This is a genomic window from Chryseobacterium sp. PET-29, from assembly GCF_025736815.1.
Taxonomy (GTDB): Bacteria; Bacteroidota; Bacteroidia; order Flavobacteriales; family Weeksellaceae; genus Chryseobacterium; species Chryseobacterium nepalense.
The window spans coordinates 995,460-1,015,775 of record NZ_CP107053.1 but is presented as its reverse complement, the minus strand read 5'-3'; the positions used below and the strand labels follow the sequence as shown (position 1 = coordinate 1,015,775).

Here is a 20,316-nt window from a genome sequence, read left to right as displayed (position 1 = left end):
ATTTGTAATTGTTTAATTTTATTGCTATTCTGAATGGCGAAAGCTCCCGTTATGTATTTAAAAGATCCTGTTTGTCAGAAGACCTCTTTACATTATTTCCTGTTGTTTAAATCCGTAGCGATCTTCATAATTTCATTCATGACTTCCTTAAAAGTTTCGAGCTTTTCAGGAGCAATTTTCTCCATGATTCTTTTATTGAAGTTAACCACTACTTCTTTAGACATATTTCTTGACTGAAGTCCTTTATCAGTAAGTTTTATGATAACTTCTCTTTTATCGGTGGTCGTCTTTTCTTTGTAGATATATCCATTATCTTCAAGAAGCTTGATAATTCTTGTTAAAGATGTAGGTTCAATTGCCATTTTGGGACCAAGATTTGTACTTCTTGTTCCTTCTTTCGGATCTATTTTAAGAAGAGTGAGTGCCTGAACAGCCGTAGAATCGTGTTCCTGAGCCATTTCAGTGTACATCTTTGAAACGGCAAGCCAGGTTTGTTTGAGAATTAGATCAACATTTTCTATTTTATCTTTTTTATTATCCATCATTTTCATATCAAGGTTTAACCAAATATACTAAATATTATGCATGCATAGCATTTATTTAAGTTAAAATTTGTTAACGCATTGATAATAAAAAGATTAATTGATATGACGCGCATAATACTATGCATGCATAATATATCAATTTAATATAAAAGAGAAAGTATTAATGAATGGTTTTTAATAAAACAACAATATCTTCAAAAGATTCACATTGATGAATGTCTGCAAATCCTGAAATCGTCCACTGTTTATTGTGTAATTCAAACGTGAATCTGGAAAGATCTTTTCTGAAATTTTTCTGTAGTAATGAAAACAACATTTCTTTGTACACATCCGGAGCAATGATATGTGGCGGAACAAATTCCGGATTGATCTCAAAGAGCGTAGCACGGGTAAGTTCTTCATGCTGCAAAAGAATATCCTCCACCATACCGGTATATAAATTTTGATCTTTTACATACCATATTTTATCGGCAAATTCTTTAGCAAGCCTCCAGTCGTGAGAAGAAAACAGGATAAGTTTATGATGTTCTTTGGCTAAAGAACGAAGTGTTTTGAGAATAATGATTTTATTTTTTTCATCAAGATGCGTTGTCGGTTCATCAAGAATGATAACGGGAGAGTTTTGTGTAATAGCCCTTCCGATAAATGCTTTCTGCAGATTTCCATCCGAAAGGTTTCTGAGTGGCGTATGTCTATACTGAACCAAATCCAGTTTTTCAATAATATGTGCGACTTCGTCTCGGTCTTCTTTTTTAAGTTCAAAATAAAAAGGATAATAAATATATTTTCCCAATGAAATCAAATCTTCAACCGTATAATTCTGAGGAATAACCGAACTTGAGAAAACAACAGCGATCTGCTCTGCAATTTCTTTCGCCGAAAGTTCTTTTATATTTTTGTCATTAATGCTGATTTCACCTTTAAGAAGCGGAATCTGGTGTAAAATGGATTTAATTAAAGTTGTTTTTCCGACCCCGTTATTTCCAATAAGCAGACAAACCTCTCCCAGATTCAGATGGGTATCTGCATTTGAGATTAACGTTTTACTGTAACCGAGGTTTGCTTGTCTGATTTGTAGGTGCATTTTGTTTTTATTTCCCACGTATTTCGAGGATTTCCACAGATTTTTAAGCTATTACTAAATAATATGTTTAATTTTTATATTTATTTTGTCATGCTGAAAGCATCTCTACAAAGTTAATTTAGATTCCTACGGAATGACAAACTTGGAATAAAATTAAAGTATACTCAAAAATCTCCGCCATCTGCAAAATCCGCGAGAGAGTTTTAAAATTAACAATTTACTCATTCACAATTCATTTTCATACTTTATTCTGCTTCAAAAGCATTCCCAAAATCACAGGAATTCCAAAGACTGAACTTATCACATTCAACGGAATCTGAGTTTTTTCTGCGATTATTGAGAAGATCAACATGATCAGCATTCCTAAAAACATGTTTAAAATCCATTGCTGCCAGAGTTTTGCCGGATTATAAATTAATCTGCAGAAGTGTGGAACAATAATTCCTATAAACAAAACAGGACCTAAAAAAGCGGTTACCGAAGCGGAAAGCAGGGATGAAGCAACAATAATGAATATTTTAAGCTGGTTCAGATTAACTCCCAGGCTCTGCGCATACGATGTTCCTAACGAATTTCCGATTAAAGGTTTTATACTTTTAAAACAAACCCATAAACCCACTGAAACTAAAACTGACAAGACATAAATCTGATTCCTGGAAACCATATTATTCGCTCCGAAGGACCACAAAATATAATTTTTTAAACTTTGATTTTCTGCATACAATTGTAATAGAGAAACAACGGCTCCGGAAAAGGCAGAGATCAGAAAACCGAAAATAATTAAATAAGATTTATTCTGAAGTTTTTTGGTGACAGAAAGAAAAATCAGCATCATCAGTAAACTTCCTCCAATGGCAGAAAAGCTTAAAAAGCTGTTCTGGAGAATTTCCGGAATCAGCAGATCATGTGAAAAAAAAATGTAAAACGCCACCGATAAACTTGCCACAGAAGTTATACCGAGAATATCCGGCCCGGCAAGAGGATTCTGAAAGTATTCCTGCATCAGAAACCCGGAAGTCGGAATAGAAATTCCCGCCAAAAGCATCATCAACACGCGGTTTACACGAATTTCCGCAATCTGGCCATTTGCTGATTCTGTAAAAAAGTCCTGAAGATCTAAACTTAAGAACCCCGTATTCAGGTTAATGATTGCTGCCAATAAAATGGCAAGAAATAAAACCAAACACAGGATTTTAAATTGATCTGACATAAAAAGTCTGATGTTTTATTTTAAAAGAGAATTGATTTTTTCGGTAAGCTGTTCTTCGCTTATCATTCCCAAAGTTTCATCGGTCTTGTCACCTCTTCTCATAAAAGTAAAAGGAATTGCGCCCCCATCCCAGCTTTTAAAATTAGCAGCAAAAAAATCGCCTCCAAGAAGCTGTCCGTCAAGCAGAACTGTGTTGTTGCGGATTCCCTGTGCATCTACAAACTGGGGAACTTTTGTATTCCAGTCGGTTTTGCTGTCTACACTTACGAATGTAATTTTAACCGGCTTTCCTTTAAGTTCCTGTATTTTATTTTTAAAATGAGGGATTTCCTTCACGCAAGGTCCACACCAGGTGGCAAAAAAATTGGTAACGTATAAGGTGTCATTCTTTTTACCTAAAAACTCGGAAGTCTGTTCAGCAGTGTACATTTTTAAAGCAGCGGGAGCTTCTGTGGTTTCTGAAACAGAAGCAGAATCCTGCACAGCCATTCCGTCTTCTGTTTTAGCAGATTCTTTTTTACAACTGAAAACCGAAATCAGGAAAAGGGTGGATAAGATTATCTTTTTCATTATTTTTTATCTATTTTTGAATTGAAGTATGGAACAACAAATCTATAAGGGGAAACTTACAAAGTTTCATTGGCTAAAAATAACGAAAAAGGAAGAACTGACCAAAAATACTTTTTCTCTCGAATTTGAAATTCCCGGCAATATGAAAGAGAATTTCAGGTTTGAGGCAGGGCAGTTTGTCAGTATAAAATTCAAATCTCATGATGAAGATGTTATCAAAGATTATTCGATAACTTCCGCACCTTATGAAGAAAAAATAGCGTTGGGTATAAAGATAAATTCATCTGAAGGAGATGCTGCAGAATTATTCAGAAATTATCATGTGGGAGATCTTTTGTTGATAAGCGAACCTGCCGGAAGATTCACACTGATTTCCAAGCCAAGTGAATTCAGAACCATTGTAGGCTTTGCAGCGGGTATAGGAATTACCCCTATTCTCAGCCATTTTAAAAACATCCTGCATAATGAGCCCAGAACAAGGCTTTTCCTGTTCTTCGGCAATCAATCTTCTGAAGATATGATTTACCGTGAGCAACTCGATACTCTTGCCCGGAATTATGGCGACAGGCTCCAGATTTTTTATTTCTTTTCCAAAGAAAAACAATCAAACAGTTTATTCCACGGAAGACTTGATGATAAAAAGCTGAGTCTTATCATCAATCAGATTCTGCATCTGGATGATACCGATGAAGAATCTACGATCTGGGATGCCGTAGACGAAGTACTGATCTGCGGAAAAGGGGATATGATTAAAACACTGGCCAACGCATGTTATCACCACGGAATCCCCAAGAATAATATTCATTTTGAGCTTTTTGAGGAATATAATGACGATATTTATCCTGTGGAAAAAGAATTTCCTGTTATCGAAAATATTGATGTAGAGTTTTCCATGCTCGGGAAAAACTATTTTACTGAACTTCCGGATAATAAGGAGAGAATATTGCAGCAATTGCTGATTCAGAAGTTTGCCGTACCGTATTCCTGTAAGTCGGGTATCTGCGGAAGCTGCGAGTGCATTCTTGAAGAAGGTGAAGTAGAGCTGCTGGAAAATGAATATCTTACGGAAAAAGAAGAAGAAAAAGGACATATCCTGGCTTGTATGTCTATTGCTAAAAGCAAGAAAATAAAGCTTAACTTTGATCTGAGTTGAGAATAATAAGAAACATATTTAACCTCATGTTAATATCAGTGGAAATCATGATTCTGCTGATATGCCTTGCTAATGCCTGGGTTTTTGCCCTCACTGACGGGCGGACATACAACAAGATCTCTAAAATTCCGCCGAGAGAAGTCGCCCTGGTGCTGGGAACTTCACCAAAAATGCGATCCGGGCAATCCAATCCGTATTTTACCAAACGAATGGACGCGGCGGCATTGCTTTATCACCATGGAAAAATCAAAAAAATATTGGTGAGTGGTGAAAAAAGCAAAGGATACGATGAGCCTGCAGCCATGAAAAATTACCTGATCTACCAGGAAGGAGTTCCTGAAGAGATCATTATCGAAGACCCGAAAGGATTTAATACTTACCGCAGTATTCTACGCTGTAAAGATGTATATAAAAAAGATAATGTAATTATCGTGTCGCAGGGTTTCCACAATCTCCGGGCACTTCTTTTTGCGAGAAACAACAATATGAACGCCCTGGGATTTGATGCGCGCGATGTTACCAAACCCGAAAGTTACTACAGAAACCAGTTCCGGGAGATTTTGGCCAGAACGGTTGCTGTTGTTTATTTTGCATTAGGAATTTCTCCGGATTAGAACGGATATCCGAATGCAATATTCAATGTTGGTTTAAACGGCTGGAAGTACTTTATTCTCCATCGGTCGCCTTCAGGTTTATTAGGATCATACATTTTATATGCGAGGTCAAGTCTTAAAGTGATATAAGCAATATTTGCCCTTAACCCGAAACCACTTCCAACACCAACCTGTTTTAGGAATTTATTAAGCTTAAATTCATCCGCAGCAGCTTCATTAGAGTTTTTTAAAGACCAGATATTACCGATGTCGGTGAAAAGTGCTCCTTCGTAGGTTTCGTTAAATGGAACCCTGAATTCAATATTGGTAGTAAGTTTCAGATTTTCCGTAATATAAGTACGTACGCGTTCGTCAATTTGTGAATCTGAAGGACCAAGTCCGCCAAAAGGAACCCACGCCCTGATATCATTGGCTCCTCCGTTAAAATAGGACCTGATCACCGGCATACTGGAAGAGTTTCCGTAAGGAATCCCAAGACCTACAAACTGCCGCAATACAAGAGTATTATTATTAAATTTAAAATATTTTCTTATATCAAAATCAAATTTTACGAATTGTGCATACGGAACGCCGAAAATAGTTCGTTCCGGGCTGGTAATTACTCCGCCGTCATTTCTTTTCTGATTAAAAATGCTGAAGATATTTCCTGCAAGCTCTACTTTCCCGTTGAAATAGAATGAGTTCGGATAATCTTTTTTCCCGATTTCATTATACACGAAATTGTAGATAAACGAAGAGATTAAGACATCCTGTGTCTGGCGGTCTTTATTGATAAGGGTTCCTACAAAGGCTACAAACCTGTCGGCTCCCTGCTGGTCGAGTGTTCCCACATATTGTGTATCTAATGTAATTAATCTCGAAACTTCGTCTATCGTGCGTTGTCCTGCGGTGAATTCCTGCGCCAGGGAAGGGTTGAATGCAAAGTAATCACTGAATATTTCCCTTCTTATTTCATCATCATTCACAAAATAATCATAATAAGCATCTTTATTCTTGGTTAAACTCAGCTGAGTATTGAAAATTGTAAGTCTGTGAGATACTTTATCATTTACGGTGGCGAGATAATTTAAACCCGTATTAAAGTTTACCCTTCCTAGACCGATATTATTCTGGACTGAAGCTCCCAACACGATGGATGAAGTTGGGCTGTACCTTTTCGGAAGCAATTTATAGTAATCGAATGGCAGCAGTAACCTTGGAAAGTTCAGAGATGCCTGCGCGGAAATTTCATAAGCCAGAACCCTGCTGTTGATATCTTTGGTACTTCTTATCGATCCGAAAGTTCCCGACAGACTGGTGGAAAGGTTTTCTGCTCCGCCAAAAACGTTTCTTGTCGTAAGATCTACGGAAGGAGAAACCCCCAGATTCAGCAACTGGGAATAGTTGACATCCGTACCGAGCTTGAGTTCGTATTTCGGGAGCGGTTTAAGAACATACATTACATCGATGATACTGTCATTCGGTGCAGCACCGCCTCCGTGTCTTAAAGAATCCCTTGATCTGAGTATACTGAAGTTATTCATCGCCAAAAGATTCCTTCTGGTAAGATCAAATTTTTTCTGGTCGTAGACCTGTTTATTTCCGATTGTAATTGCTCTCCATATTGCTCTTGAATCATATTGATTATTAACTTTATGAAAACGTATTCCTCTTAAACTGTCTTTTTTTGTATTTTTAGGATAATCACTTACTTCATCTACAATGGCAACATCAATATTCCCTATTGTAGAGACTTTATAAGGGCTGTCCAGAGAATCTTTATGAATTTCAAGGGTTAAAGGTACCTGTTTTCTGCTTTTCAGAGAATCGGCTACGAAATAAATCTCGTCACCAAGGTTATTAAATCTGTAATATCCGTAATCCCTCATCAGGTCATTGATCCTCGTCACTTCCTTTTCAAGAACTGTCTGATCCAATATCTGTCCCTGTCTGATCAGACTTCCCCTGATCTTCTGCTGATAAATATTCTTTACGGCCGGATCTGTGATATTATAATAATATTCTTTGATATAAGTAGGATCTTTATGAGTAATAAAATAAGTTACCGCTGCTTTTTTTGCTGCTGAATCAAGATCATGTTTAAATTTCACTTCTGCATCCCAGTATCCGCGATAGGTAAGTCTTTTCTCTATTGATTCTGCACTTTTTTCCGTTTTAGTCTGATCAAGAATTACAGGTGCCGAACCCCAGTTGTGATATAACCTGTCGAAAAACAGGCTTTTCCCGACACTGCTTTTCATATTGTATTTAATGAAAAGAGAATCTCTTAATTTCTGATTTCTCAATTCATTGGGATATGTCATATACTCATTCAGAAGGGTATCATATTTCGGGTTGGCGGCATTGTAGAGCCACAAACTGAGCGGCATAAAAAGAAACTGCCTTTTATTGGGTTTTTGCTGTACGTATCCTTTCAGTTCACCGTCAAATGGAGTTTTTTTATCTTCAAATTCAAAATTATTTTGTACCAGCAGATATTCTCCGTCCGGAACCTTTTTTGTGGTGCTACAAGCATAAAGGAGACCTACAAATGTTGCAAATGATATAATTTTATAATACTTTTGAGGAGAATTCTTATAATGCTTACAGCTCATACAATAAAAGTTTTACAATCTTTAGATAAAAAGAAGTTCAGACAAAAATACAATTTGTTTTTGGTTGAAGGTAATAAAACCATCACTGAACTTTTCAATTCTAACTTTAAAATTAAAGAAATATTTTCTACCGATCCTCAAAAATTGGACCGAGCGGAAGCTCCGATAACCCATATTTCTGATAATGAGCTTAAAAAAATAAGCTTCCTGCAAAATCCCAAAGATTCTGTTGCTGTTTGCTACCTTGGTGAAGAGAAAAAACTGAATGATGGAAATCTTCAGCTTATACTTGATGGTATTCAGGATCCGGGGAATATGGGTACAATTATACGCCTTGCCGACTGGTTTGGTATTGAGCAGATTATCTGCAGTAAAGACACTGTTGATTTTTACAATCCTAAAGTGATTATGGCCAGTATGGGATCTTTTACAAGGGTAAATATTATTTACACCGACTTAGTAGAATATCTTTCCGGGACTAAGAATATCAATATCGGTACGGATATGGAAGGGGAGAATATCTATTCATTTAGCAAACCGGAAAAAATGAATCTGATTCTCGGAAATGAAGGAAATGGAATGCGTCCTGAAACCGAAAGACTTTTAGAAAAAAGTGTAATGATCCCCAGATTTGGGCAATCACAATCCACAGAAAGCCTGAATGTGTCTATGGCAGCCGGAATTATTTTAGGACAGCTTTTCAGTGAAAAAGGGCAATAGGGTTTGAGAGTGGGAGAGTTGATGAGTTAGAAATAACTTAAAACACTCAAACGCCCCCACACTCCAACTCAAATAAGTTGTTCCATACTTGAAACACTTTGGTTTTTCTGGTAGTTTTCCAATTTTTTTCTGATAAATCTCAATGCAATCGGAGCAAGATAGATTAATGCTACTCCGGCAACTTTCCTTTTCCAGTTTGAACTCTTAAGGCTTTTTCTGGCATAGTTTCCTACAATGGCAGTAACGCCGAGTTTAATCAGCATATCTGCAGCATCCCCTTTAAAAGCAGATCCCGCAATTCCCATTGCTGTATTTTTATTGATTAATGCTCCTTTTATTTCAGAAGTGATCTGTTTGGCGATTACGTCTTTTTTCAGCACTACTTTTTCGTCGCCGTCTTCATCTACTTTTTCTTCGAGATACTGATCTGTCAAACCATTGGTGAATGCACTTAAACTTTCTTTCGTATTCTTGAATGTAAGAAGATCTTCCAATCCTTCGATTTCCTGTTTCAACAGTTTTTTCTTTCTTCTTAATTCTTCTAAGCTCTCATACTTTCTGCCCATAGTTTAATGATTTAAAAATTTAATAACCTGATCTGCCACATAATTTACGATTTTCTTTTTTAATACCATTAAAATCATCATGATAAGAAAATAAAATGCTGCTACAATCAGAAATCCATAAGATGTACCGCCCACAGCTTTTCCTATGAGAAAAGCAATCCCAAAGTTGAACAGGATAATGAAAAAACCAAAGGCTACCAACATTAAAACAAGATAGGTAACAACTCCGGCTGAAAGTGAAGATTTTTCTGTGGCTTCAATTTTCAGGAGGTCAATTCTTTTCGATGCGTATTCTTTAATAGTTTCAATCATTGTTTTTCTTTAAAGTTACAAAAAAAGGAACTTTTGTTTATAAAGTTCCTTCTCATAATTTACCTAAAAAATAAATTATTTTATTGTTTTAGATCGTTTAGTTCAGATTCTACATTTTTTACTACATCTGCAGTTTTTGAAACAATCTGATCCTTGTATTTATCGTATCCGTCTTTCATAGTATGAGCTACGTTACTTGCTGTTTCTTTGAAAGTAGAAGAAATACTGCTGTACTGGTCTTTTACCTTTTCAGAAACCTCTCCGTATTTGTTTTTAGCCTGATCTTTAATATCATTAGCTTTTTCTTTAATTTTTTTTCTGGTTTCCTTACCTTCTTCCGGAGCATAAAGCATTCCTAAAATTACACCCGCCGCAGCACCTGCAAGAAGCCCTGCCAAAATACCCGCTGTATTGTTTTTCTTAGACATTTTCGTTTTTTTTAATAGTTAATAATACTAGTTTTACTTGCTTAATATTTGTACAATTAATATACCAAAGGAGCCAAACATCTATTAAAAAGTGTTAAATGTTTTTGATGTATGAAAGAATACTTTCTATCGTTTCTTCTTTCGAAATGGTGGTATTGTCTATAACGATAGCATTATCCGCCTGCTTAAGAGGGGCTATTTCCCGCTCACTGTCAATCTTATCGCGTATAATAAGGTTTTCTTTTACCTGTTGTTCATTGGCTTCGATTCCCAGGCTTATCAGTTCCTGATAGCGTCTTTTTGTTCTTTCATCAATACTTGCCGTCAGGAAAAACTTATAGTCCGCATTTGGCAGAACTACTGTCCCGATGTCACGTCCGTCCATAATAATTCCGCCTTTTTCTGCCAAAGAACGCTGAGACTGCAGAAGAAAATCCCTTACTTCCTTCTGTTTTGCGACAAAACTTACATTTTCTGACACTTCATTGGTACGGATCGCTTTTGAAATATCAATATGATTTAAGAAAAGAACCAGCTCGCCATTATCATTTTTAAATTCAAGTTCTATTTCATCGAAAGAAGAAAACAGACTTTGAAGATTAATTGATCCGTCGTCGCTCAAACAGTTCTGAAGGGCAAACCAGGTAACGCCTCTGTAGAGTGCACCCGTATCCAAATGAATAATCCCAAGTTTTTGGGCAATAATTTTAGATATTGAACTTTTTCCGGTAGACGAGTACCCATCGATTGCTATAACAGGTTTTTTCATGGCACAAATTTCCAGATTTTTTATTAAAAACCAAGTAAAGTTTGAGGATTTTATTGATGATGATATGCATCAAGTTGTATAAAAGTATTAGAACCGGCTTTCCATCAAATATTTAAATTAAAAATCCCCGAATAAATTCAGGGATATATGTAAATGATTTTACTTTAATTATTCTCCGGCATGGCTTACAAGATCTACCGAAACACCAATCTGATTAACATTGGTTGAATTATGATATCTTACATGTGCATAATCGATTCGGAATCTTGATAATTTAATTCCAAATCCGGCTGAAAGCCCGGAGAAATTTCTCTGATCGGCCACTGCCAGTTCATTTCCGCGTTTTACATTATATCCCAGCCTGATGTTGAATCCTTTTTCAGGGAACAGTTCTGCACCAATAGAGAAATGATCGGCAATTTTCCTTCCCACATTTACTTCCTGACCGTTTACATTGTATTGTGAAGAAATATCGAATTCCTGAAGATCGTGTGCCGTAATGGTAATCGCCAGCGGAATAGCTTTTAAAATCCGGGTGTATCCCAAATCTACGCGAAAAGGAAGATTTTCCCTGGTTCCGTTGAATGATTTAAACTGATATCCAAAATTTCTGAATACCAGAGAGGCCGTTTCTTTGTTCTTTTTATTATGATACGTAATTCCTGCGTTTCCTGATATGGCAGAAGAGGTGTAGTTATCAATCTTAGAAGTGATAAAATTTAATCCTCCGCCTATCGTCCAGTCTTCTTCAAACTGATAGGCATATCCAGCACCAATGGCAACATCGGAAGCCTTGAATGTGCCGTTTTCGAAACCACTTTCATCGGTTCTCGGAATGTCACCATAGCTCATATACCTTGCATTAATGGTAGCCATATGACCGTTGTCAAAATCTTTGGCATAGGCTATTGTTCCGTATTTGGAATCGGCAAGATATGATGCAGCATTCACGGAAAGCTGGTTATCGGAATCTTTATTGAGCAATGAGGGGTTTGCAATGGCAAAGGAAACATCATGATCTCTTACAGAAATTGCATCGCCGCCAAGAGCAGCCTGTCTCGCAGAAACCGGAATATTCAAAAACGGGTAAACGTTTGTTCCTGTTTGTGCATAAGAAACAATCCCTGACAGAAATAATGAAAAAATGACAATTTTCTTCAATTCAGTTTATTAGTAATGCAAAAATAATCCTTTTTCGTACTTTTCAAAATATTTCTCACATTATTTACCGGTAAATTTTAAGTTTTTTAAAAATTATGGTTTTATCGTTAAATCCTAAAGGTTTTTGAAACCTTAAAGCTGTGTTGGGAATATCTTTCAAAATAGCCATTTAAACAAGATTTAAAAATTTAATCCAGAATTAAAAATCAACCTTATTAATGATTATATTTGCAAAGTCAAATTTCTGACAAACCAACAGATAAAATTTATTTAATAATAAAGATGAAATATAAAAGAATCCTTCTGAAACTTAGTGGTGAAGCCTTAATGGGAAACAGACAATATGGTATTGACAACGAAAGACTTCAGGAATACGCGGCCGAGATCAAAAAAGTAGTGGACAAAGGTTGCGAAATTGCCATTGTGATTGGAGGAGGAAATATTTTCCGTGGTGTGGCAGGAGCTGCAAAAGGAATGGACAGAGTACAGGGCGACTATATGGGAATGCTTGCAACGGTAATCAACGGAATGGCACTACAGGGAGCCTTGGAAGATGCCGGCATTAAAACAAGATTACAGTCTGCCATCGAAATGGACAAAGTAGCGGAACCTTTCATCAAAAGAAGAGCCGTAAGACATCTTGAAAAGGGAAGAGTGGTGATTTTCGGGGCAGGAACAGGAAATCCTTATTTCACAACCGATACAGCGGCAACATTAAGAGCAATCGAAATCGGAGCTGATGTCATTTTAAAGGGAACAAGGGTAGACGGAATTTATGACAGTGATCCTGAAAAAAATGTAAACGCCGTAAAATATAATTCATTATCTTTCGACGAAGTTTATGCCAAAAATCTTAAAGTTATGGATATGACTGCTTTTACTTTAAGTCACGAAAATAAATTGCCGATTATCGTTTTTGATATGAACAAAGACGGAAATCTTGAAAGAATTGTAGACGGAGAAGCTGTTGGTACTTTAGTTGATTTGTAATTGCTTATTACTCATCACTAATCATTTATATTAATGTGTAACTTATCAAATTTTTATTATATAATGGAAGAATTAGATCTTATAGTAGAGTCTGTGCAACACGATATGGAAGCGGCTGTTAAGCACCTGGATCATGCATTTCAAAGAATCAGAGCGGGACGTGCGTCTACAAACATGGTTCAGGATGTAATGGTAGAATATTACGGGGCATTGACTCCCATCAACCAGGTAGCCAATGTTTCTATTCCGGATGCCATGACGATTTCTATTCAACCTTGGGATGCTAAAGCAATTAATGATATTGAGAAAGCCATCATTAATTCTAATCTTGGTTTTGCTCCTTCCAATAACGGGATCAATATTATTCTTAATGTTCCGCCGTTAACGGAGGAGAGAAGAAGAGAGCTGGCAAAACAGGCCAAATCTGAAACTGAAGATACGAAAGTTGTAGTCAGAAATGCAAGACAAAACGGTCTGAAAGAACTTAAAAAGCTGGATGGTGTTTCTGAAGATGTTATTAAAGGTATCGAAGCTGATATCCAGGTTCTTACCGATAAATATGTGAAAATTTGTGATGAACATCTTAAAACAAAAGAAGCTGAAATTATGAAAGTATAATTTTCAGTTTTTTAAATAAATAAAGCGGCTTTTAGGCCGCTTTTTGTTTTGATGTGTTATTAATTAATTATTGGGCTCTGCAATTACAATATAGCCTATGAATAACGACGGATCAGTAGAAGAATACTGCTTCATCAGAGCAATCTTACTTTTTGTAGTGATCCAGATATTTACGGGGATATCATTTTTAATCGATTTTTTAAAATTCTGAGTATATCGGTCTTTCATATCTGTATTCCCCTCGGAATATGTAGGTGCTGAATAATATTTGGCCAGATAATTATAAAGGTATTCCTTATCCATCTGCTTAATCTGCGTATCAGTATAACTGTACATATTATCCCAAATATTAGTTACTAAAACATAGGGATGCTGATTTTCAAAACCGTTGAAAAAGCCTAGCGTATTTTTCTGCAGAATATTGTTATATCCTGTTGCCGTATCTGTCGCCGTAAAACCGTTCCAGTTCACTGCTAAAAAATCATTATTGTCAGTAACATTTACAGAAGTCTGGTCAGTATATATTTTCTTCCCGTCCTTGAAACCTTCAATGCTCACCGTATAATTGCCAGGATAATAAAAATGATAATTAAAGCTTGTGGTCACGGAATTTCCATTTTGTGTTTTCTCAAAGATAATTTTTTCTCCTTCAGTATTTGAAATTTTAAAGGTCAGCACATCAAGATAATCTGCAAGTATTCCAAAATAGGTTGATTGATTTTTTTGAGAAAGTTTAAAATCAATATTTTCAAAAATATTAACACCGGATTTATCTGCTGTTATTTTAAGCCCTAAACTGGTTAAAGCGGGATCGTTTTTTATTTGTGTTTCTGTAGGATTGGAGTCTGCCATTTCTGTGTCAGAACATGAAAAAAGTAATAAACCTGCTACAGACAGCGCCAGAATTTTTTTATACATTTCACTTTTATTTGAATAAATCTACACAAAAGTATGTATTCATAAAATGATATAAAATCTTATGCGAACCTGTTTTATATGAGATAAATCAGAAAGTAAATCAATACACCTTATAAGCATTGTATTTCGCCTCTTGTGTTTTTATTTTTTAGAATAAGCTGATATTTTTTCATAAGTTCTGCAACATCGCATTTTATTTCTTTATTAGATATTTTTTCAGGATCTGTATTATTTCCCTTGGAACGTACCGTATAATTTTTCTCGAAACACTGAACCGCTTTATTATTTAGAATATAAATTCTTTTTTCTTTAATATCGTCTTTGGTTTCGGGCTTTTCAGGAGTTCCTCCGTCATCAAAATTCCAAACCGTTTCATCATTGAAAATAAAAAACACCTGATTATTTTTCACAAAATAAGTTGTAGATGAGGAAAAGTGACTGTGTTCTGCATAAAAATCCTTTACAACTGCAAGTTTTTTATTTTCGAAATATAAAGTGACTTCACCTTCTCTTTCATCACAATTATAAGTAAATCGGGTAGAATCCAGTTTTTTTGACCTAAGCATACTGTTGAGATTAGCATACTCATTTTTTATATCATCAATGGTCTTTATGGTGCCATTTCCTGATTTCAACGGGGTATCTTTTTTTACTAACTGCTCTTCAGAACGTTTTTTATCAATTATTTCCGTTGCTTCTTTCTTACAGGAAATGATCATCAAAAAGCTTAGGCTCATCAATATAATTTTCATATTTAAATGGTTTTGACTGCCTCATTAGTACAAAAAACATGCTATGACAATCTGCCTATGCTGAAAAGAAAAGATCCGGAAATTCCGGACCTTTCTATTATTACTGATATCTTTTATGTTCCTGATTTTTAACGAACAGCTTCGTGACGGGTTTAAAGAATGTCTTATATTTTTCCGCATCAAATAATTGCGAATCGGTAAGTGCCTTATAAGTCATCCAGATCCCGAACGGAAATAAAACGAGATTAGGAATCCAGGCTGCAAGATAAGGATTTACTTTACCAGACCAGGCCATATTTTCCACACCTACGTTAATGACATAAAATATAATGAAAATAACAATGGCAATAATCACAGGCAGTCCCATTCCTCCTTTTCTGATGATAGATCCGAGACTCGCACCGATCAGGAAGAAGATAATACAGGTGAATGAATAGGTAACAATCCTTTGCTGATAGATCACCACTTTCCCATAATATTTAACAACAGGATCAATTTCGTTATTTTTACCATCAACAGTACCTTTTAGGCTTTCAAGGCGGGTATACGCATTATTAATAATCTCCAGTTTTTTGTCATTTTTTAAAGTATCAAGCTTTAAAAGCTGCTTTGGTTTTGCTTTCGACCTGTTCTGTTTAGTGTCCATGTAAGTGATCACCGAATTGGTCTGGCCCAGAACATCATTATTAACATTTGTAAAGAATTTGTTGTTGTCCTTTTTGGTCTGATCGATGGTTTTATTAAGCTGGTTGAATGTCTGAAACCGGTAATCGTCCGTAATTCTTTCTTCTTCTATCGCTTTATTAATGATTTCACTTACATCAAAATGGGAGGTTAGCGAATCAAATTTTATAGCCTGATCAGGCTGTTTTAGACGCACATTTTCTGCTTTCCCCGCAAAGTTATCTTCATACACGTATCCGTTGTAAAGAATGAGTTTAAGATAATTTTTATTGGCAGCCGGTACGAATTTTCCTTTTTCTGCAACAATCGACTGTTGATTATCATAGGTTGTCGCTTTCTTATGAATAAAAACGCCTTCAATATTTTCACCGTTTTCTCCTGTTATTTTATCAAATTTCACCATGTATCCGGGAATCTGATCGATAAACTGTCCGGGTGTGAAGTTAAGCGCGGGTTTGGTCTGTGCAATATTGAAGAGCATATTTTTGGCCTTCCTCTGAAAATCCGGGATAATATTATTGGAGAAAAAATAAAGCATGATCGATAGAACAACCGTTACTCCCAATAAAGGCAGCATTACTCTTGTAAGGGAAATTCCCGCCGCTTTCATGGCGGCAAGTTCGTACCGCTCCCCAAATTCTCCGAACGACATGATACTTGCAAGAAGAATTGTAAGCGGTAATACCATACTGATAACGCTTACTCCAAGATAAAAGAGAAGTTTTAAAATCTGCCAGGTACTGAGTCCTTTTCCCATAAATTGCCCCAGCTGAACCCAGATGATATTTACAATAAATATGAAAAACAACACGCTGAATATAAAGAAAAACGGTCCGAAGAAGGTTTTTATGATATATCGGTCAAGAATTTTTAACATGTGCCAAAATTAATGAAAAAGCCACAAAGTTTCCTTTGCAGCCTTTATATTTTATGAAATTTTTATAATCTGTAAAACGGCGAGCCTTTAAAATGATAAAACGGGTATTAAAAGCATTTTTAAGTTTCACAGATGTTATTTTTAAAGTTCAGTAACCAGGTAATTTTTGTATTTACTTTTATCAAAAACAAACATTCCCGGATCCAGAGTCTGATTTTCTTTATACTCTTTAATGGCAATTACCGCAACATCTTTATTGGTTCCGTGCTGTTCAAGCTTTACCATCTGTTTTTTTGCCGAATCTACAAAGATGTAGACATGCTGTATTCCATTTGATTTTACCGGTGTCAGTTTGATAAAATCGGCATTTACACCATTCACGTTTTTCTTTCCGTTATAGGTTACGTTATAATCATTTCTATACGTTGAAAGATAGTTGATAGGGGAGAACATAGACCCGCTTCCGTTTGGTTTTGCAACGGTTACTTCCATATCTTCCGTATTGATATTGTAGATTTTGTTGCCATCAAAGATCTGTTCCGTTTCCATGATCTTTAACTTATACTTATCTCCGGCAGCATAATAAATTCCCGGTTCTGTCTTTGAAACCTGCCCGTTTGTTCCTGTTCCGAAAGAAAATTTAAAATAAGAATTCTTCTTGGAATTATAGTTTGCCGTAATATCATCCAGTATTTTTTTAGCCTTAGCATCAATCTTCTGGGCATTAGTAATTCCTACTGCACCCACAACCATACCGCTTACTATAATTTTTGAAATAATATTTTTCATTTTTATTTAAATCTTTAATCTTTAGACTTACTTTAGTGTTAGAAGTTAAACCACCGCTGGGCATTAACTGCGCAGATCTTTCAAAAACTGTTCCAAAGAATGCTGCTGTTTTTTATCATTACAAATAGAAATGGTAGACAATATTTTAGAATTTTCTCAGGTTATCCTTTTAAATCATCCAGAAACTGTTCAAGCGAATGAAGATCACTAATGAGAACCTCTCTGGCTTTAGCACCGTTAAATCCGCCTACAATTCCGCTTGCTTCCAGTTGGTCCATAATTCTCCCAGCTCTGTTGTAGCCAAGCTTTAATTGCCTTTGAAGCATGGAAGTAGAGCCCTGCTGTGTAGAAACAATAATTCTTGCCGCTTCTTCAAACAAAGCATCTTTCTCATTAGGGTCGAAAGCTCCTACCGTACTTGCAGAATCTTCGGAAACATATTCAGGAAGAATAAATGCTGAGGCATATCCTTTTTGTTCACCGATATATTCAGCAAGTCTTTCTACTTCCGGTGTATCTACAAATGCACACTGAAGTCTTAAAATTTCATTTCCGTTAAAATACAGCATATCTCCCTTACCAATCAGCTGATCTGCACCCGGAGAATCCAGAATCGTTCTGGAATCTACACTTGAAATTACCCTGAAAGCTGCTCTAGCCGGGAAGTTGGCCTTAATCATACCCGTAATTACGTTCACAGATGGTCTTTGGGTGGCAACAATTAAGTGAATTCCCACTGCTCTGGCAAGCTGCGCCAGTCTTGCAATCGGAAGTTCAACTTCTTTCCCGGCAGTCATGATAAGATCTGCAAACTCATCAACAACCAGAACAATATAAGGTAAATAACGGTGTCCGTTTTCAGGATTCAGTTTTCTTTCTGAGAATTTTTTATTGTATTCTTTTAAATTTTTACAGAATGCATTTTTCAGAAGATCATATCTTGTATCCATCTCAATACAAAGAGAATTCAGGGTATTGATTACCTTATTCGTGTCGGTAATAATGGCTTCCTCTGCATCCGGAAGTTTCGCCAGATAATGTCTTTCTATTTTTGAATATAATGAAAGTTCCACCTTTTTAGGATCTACCATTACGAATTTCAATTCACTCGGATGTTTCTTATATAAAAGTGAAGTAAGAATTGCGTTAATACCCACGGATTTACCCTGTCCCGTTGCACCTGCCATTAAGAGGTGAGGCATTTTGGAAAGGTCTGCCATGAAAATTTCGTTGGAAATCGTTTTCCCGAAAACCACAGGAAGATCCATATCCGTATTCTGGAATTTCTGGGATGCAATTACCGAACGCATAGAAACCATGGTAGGATTTTTTCTTGGAACTTCAATCCCGATGGTTCCTTTACCCGGCATCGGAGCAATAATCCGGATTCCCAGTGCGGAAAGATTCAGGGCGATATCATCCTGAAGTTTTTTTATTGCCGCAACACGGATTCCCGCTTCCGGAACAATTTCATACAAAGTTACTGTCGGACCTATCGTAGCCTTGATTTCAGCAATGCCTACATTGAAATTTTTAAGCAGTCCAACAATTTTATTTTTGTTTTCTTCCAGTTCTTCTTTATTAATAGAAATTTCCTCATTTCCGTAATCCTTTAAAAGATCAACAGTCGGCATCTGGAAATTAGCTAAATCTAATTTATGATCGTACAGTCCGTGTTTTTCTACCAGTTCCTGGGATTTCCTGTCGGAATCATCCAAAATATCCACTACAGGAGCAACTTCTACTTTAAATTTAATATCATCTTCAGCCACAATTGCTGTTGAAGCCGCCGGTTTGATGTCAAAAGCCTGTTCAGGACTTGGCATTGGAACAGAAGGCTTCGGACTCAGATCTACGTGTAATGGTTGTGAAAAATCATTTTTATCATCTTCAAAAGATGTTTTGTTTGGGGTTACGATCGTTTCAACTTCAGCAGCAACCGGTACATGTTCCGTTTTAACGGGCTTTATGGTTTCCGTAACGGTAATTTTGGAAGGAATATTCTCTGCATTTTCAGCTTCTTCAATGAGTTCATCATCCGCCTCAAAATTTTCATCAGAACTTGGCATCATGGATTTTACCCTCCCAATAGTATTTTCATTGAGGTCATTCAGCTTAGATTTGATAGAACTCGGACGAAGATTGAATTCTAAAATAAAATATAACGCAATGCTTGAAATTAAAACCAGCCAAAGACCATAAGAGCCAATAATTGTATTCAGGGAATCCATAATCTGATACCCGTACACACCGCTCAGAACACCCTGACCCTTTGTAATAGCTCCGAATAAAATGGGAAGCCAGCAAATAAAAAACAAGGAATGTCCAACAGTTTTCCACGGTTTAAACATTTTCTTTTTAAGAATAATCGTTCCGAAAACTAAAAACAGAAAAGCAATGATGAAAGAAGCCACGCCAATACTTTCGAAAATGAAAATATTTCCGAGCCAGTCGCCCAGCTTTCCGAAGAGGTTGGAAGATTTAATGCTTTTATCCAGCATGGTTCCGGCCTGACTCTGGTCTGCCTTCCAATTCATCAGATAGGAAACAAATGAAAAGGTGAGAACCACGGAAAAAAGAATGAAGGTAAGCCCGAAGAATACTCTCGGCTTCGATAAAAATCTGCCTTTTTCAGGCAATTCCTGTTGTTTTTTTTGTGTGTTTTTATCCATAATGTACTGTGGCAAATTTAATGTTTTTCAACATTAAAACTGGTGTATTACCGGGAAGAATATTATTATTTATTTGTCGGAAAATTATCAACGTGATTCCGGTTTACAGAAACTAAAATATTTAAAATAATTCAATTTTGATTTAATTTTTTTCATTAAAGTTTTTGTAAAGAGTGTTGTTGCCAATGCGCTGTTTTAGCAGATACCACACATTAATTTAAATAAAATTATTATAATCTCTAAATAACAAATTAAATTATCATGAAAAAATTCTTAATTATTATATTTTT

The 20,316-nt window shown here is 36.1% G+C and carries 20 protein-coding genes; 5 read left to right on the top strand and 15 right to left on the bottom strand.

What is annotated here, in order from left to right:
* Window positions 1-92: 92 nt before the first annotated feature.
* From ODE14_RS04480 to ODE14_RS04465, 4 genes are all read right to left on the bottom strand, one after another.
* Window positions 93-542, bottom strand: a complete 450-nt coding sequence (locus ODE14_RS04480) for a MarR family winged helix-turn-helix transcriptional regulator (protein ID WP_248395005.1) — start codon at window positions 540-542, stop codon at window positions 93-95.
* 163 nt (window positions 543-705) lie between these two features.
* Window positions 706-1,629, bottom strand: coding sequence for an ABC transporter ATP-binding protein (locus tag ODE14_RS04475; protein ID WP_263603120.1), 924 nt, complete (start codon window positions 1,627-1,629; stop codon window positions 706-708).
* 238 nt (window positions 1,630-1,867) lie between these two features.
* Window positions 1,868-2,839: an iron ABC transporter permease gene (locus ODE14_RS04470; RefSeq protein WP_248393440.1), complete on the bottom strand. Its 972-nt coding sequence runs from the start codon at window positions 2,837-2,839 to the stop codon at window positions 1,868-1,870.
* Between the two features lie 15 nt (window positions 2,840-2,854).
* Window positions 2,855-3,409: a TlpA family protein disulfide reductase gene (locus ODE14_RS04465; protein ID WP_248393441.1), complete on the bottom strand. Its 555-nt coding sequence runs from the start codon at window positions 3,407-3,409 to the stop codon at window positions 2,855-2,857.
* A 28-nt stretch (window positions 3,410-3,437) separates the two neighbouring features.
* Between ODE14_RS04465 and ODE14_RS04460 the strand changes: the two genes are divergently transcribed.
* Both ODE14_RS04460 and ODE14_RS04455 read left to right on the top strand, forming a co-directional pair.
* Window positions 3,438-4,562 (top strand): flavin reductase family protein, encoded by a 1,125-nt coding sequence (locus tag ODE14_RS04460; protein WP_248393442.1) that lies wholly within the window; start codon window positions 3,438-3,440, stop codon window positions 4,560-4,562.
* Between the two features lie 26 nt (window positions 4,563-4,588).
* The gene (locus ODE14_RS04455; RefSeq protein ID WP_322926132.1) at window positions 4,589-5,176 is read left to right on the top strand and encodes an ElyC/SanA/YdcF family protein; all 588 of its coding nucleotides are present in this window, start codon (window positions 4,589-4,591) and stop codon (window positions 5,174-5,176) included.
* On the opposite strand, the gene ODE14_RS04450 is transcribed toward ODE14_RS04455, so the two are convergent.
* Window positions 5,173-7,770 (bottom strand): BamA/TamA family outer membrane protein, encoded by a 2,598-nt coding sequence (locus tag ODE14_RS04450; RefSeq protein ID WP_248393444.1) that lies wholly within the window; start codon window positions 7,768-7,770, stop codon window positions 5,173-5,175. The genes ODE14_RS04455 and ODE14_RS04450 overlap by 4 nt on opposite strands.
* Between ODE14_RS04450 and ODE14_RS04445 the strand changes: the two genes are divergently transcribed.
* Window positions 7,756-8,490, top strand: a complete 735-nt coding sequence (locus ODE14_RS04445) for a TrmH family RNA methyltransferase (protein WP_263603119.1) — start codon at window positions 7,756-7,758, stop codon at window positions 8,488-8,490. The genes ODE14_RS04450 and ODE14_RS04445 overlap by 15 nt on opposite strands.
* Window positions 8,491-8,558: 68 nt before the next feature.
* On the opposite strand, the gene ODE14_RS04440 is transcribed toward ODE14_RS04445, so the two are convergent.
* From ODE14_RS04440 to porQ, 5 genes are all read right to left on the bottom strand, one after another.
* The gene (locus tag ODE14_RS04440) at window positions 8,559-9,056 is read right to left on the bottom strand and encodes a phosphoribosyl-ATP pyrophosphatase (protein ID WP_248393446.1); all 498 of its coding nucleotides are present in this window, start codon (window positions 9,054-9,056) and stop codon (window positions 8,559-8,561) included.
* 3 nt (window positions 9,057-9,059) lie between these two features.
* Window positions 9,060-9,368, bottom strand: a complete 309-nt coding sequence (locus ODE14_RS04435; protein ID WP_248393447.1) for a phage holin family protein — start codon at window positions 9,366-9,368, stop codon at window positions 9,060-9,062.
* Window positions 9,369-9,448: 80 nt separating this feature from the next.
* The gene (locus ODE14_RS04430) at window positions 9,449-9,796 is read right to left on the bottom strand and encodes a YtxH domain-containing protein (protein ID WP_248393448.1); all 348 of its coding nucleotides are present in this window, start codon (window positions 9,794-9,796) and stop codon (window positions 9,449-9,451) included.
* A gap of 94 nt (window positions 9,797-9,890) precedes the next feature.
* Entirely contained in the window at window positions 9,891-10,565 is a 675-nt protein-coding gene (cmk, locus tag ODE14_RS04425) for a (d)CMP kinase (protein ID WP_263603118.1), read from the bottom strand.
* A gap of 168 nt (window positions 10,566-10,733) precedes the next feature.
* Window positions 10,734-11,726 carry a type IX secretion system protein PorQ gene (porQ, locus tag ODE14_RS04420; RefSeq protein WP_263603117.1) on the bottom strand — a complete coding sequence of 331 codons (993 nt, stop codon included), beginning with the start codon at window positions 11,724-11,726 and terminating at the stop codon, window positions 10,734-10,736.
* Between the two features lie 282 nt (window positions 11,727-12,008).
* Here porQ and pyrH point away from each other — a divergent pair, with 282 nt between their 5' ends.
* Window positions 12,009-12,716, top strand: a complete 708-nt coding sequence (gene pyrH / locus ODE14_RS04415; RefSeq protein ID WP_248393451.1) for a UMP kinase — start codon at window positions 12,009-12,011, stop codon at window positions 12,714-12,716.
* A gap of 63 nt (window positions 12,717-12,779) precedes the next feature.
* Window positions 12,780-13,334: a ribosome recycling factor gene (gene frr / locus ODE14_RS04410; protein WP_263603116.1), complete on the top strand. Its 555-nt coding sequence runs from the start codon at window positions 12,780-12,782 to the stop codon at window positions 13,332-13,334.
* Between the two features lie 63 nt (window positions 13,335-13,397).
* Here frr and ODE14_RS04405 read toward each other — a convergent pair whose 3' ends face one another.
* The 5 genes from ODE14_RS04405 to ODE14_RS04385 form a co-directional block, all read right to left on the bottom strand.
* A complete protein-coding gene (locus ODE14_RS04405; protein ID WP_263603115.1) occupies window positions 13,398-14,252 on the bottom strand; it encodes a hypothetical protein in 855 nt (284 codons plus the stop codon).
* Window positions 14,253-14,362: 110 nt separating this feature from the next.
* Window positions 14,363-15,004 carry a hypothetical protein gene (locus ODE14_RS04400; RefSeq protein ID WP_263603114.1) on the bottom strand — a complete coding sequence of 214 codons (642 nt, stop codon included), beginning with the start codon at window positions 15,002-15,004 and terminating at the stop codon, window positions 14,363-14,365.
* Between the two features lie 100 nt (window positions 15,005-15,104).
* Complete coding sequence (locus ODE14_RS04395; protein WP_263603113.1) at window positions 15,105-16,565, bottom strand: LptF/LptG family permease; 1,461 nt, start codon at window positions 16,563-16,565, stop codon at window positions 15,105-15,107.
* A 141-nt stretch (window positions 16,566-16,706) separates the two neighbouring features.
* A complete protein-coding gene (locus ODE14_RS04390; RefSeq protein WP_248393456.1) occupies window positions 16,707-17,354 on the bottom strand; it encodes a LolA family protein in 648 nt (215 codons plus the stop codon).
* 161 nt (window positions 17,355-17,515) lie between these two features.
* Window positions 17,516-20,026, bottom strand: coding sequence for an FtsK/SpoIIIE family DNA translocase (locus ODE14_RS04385; RefSeq protein WP_263603112.1), 2,511 nt, complete (start codon window positions 20,024-20,026; stop codon window positions 17,516-17,518).
* Between the last annotated feature and the right edge of the window lie 290 nt (window positions 20,027-20,316).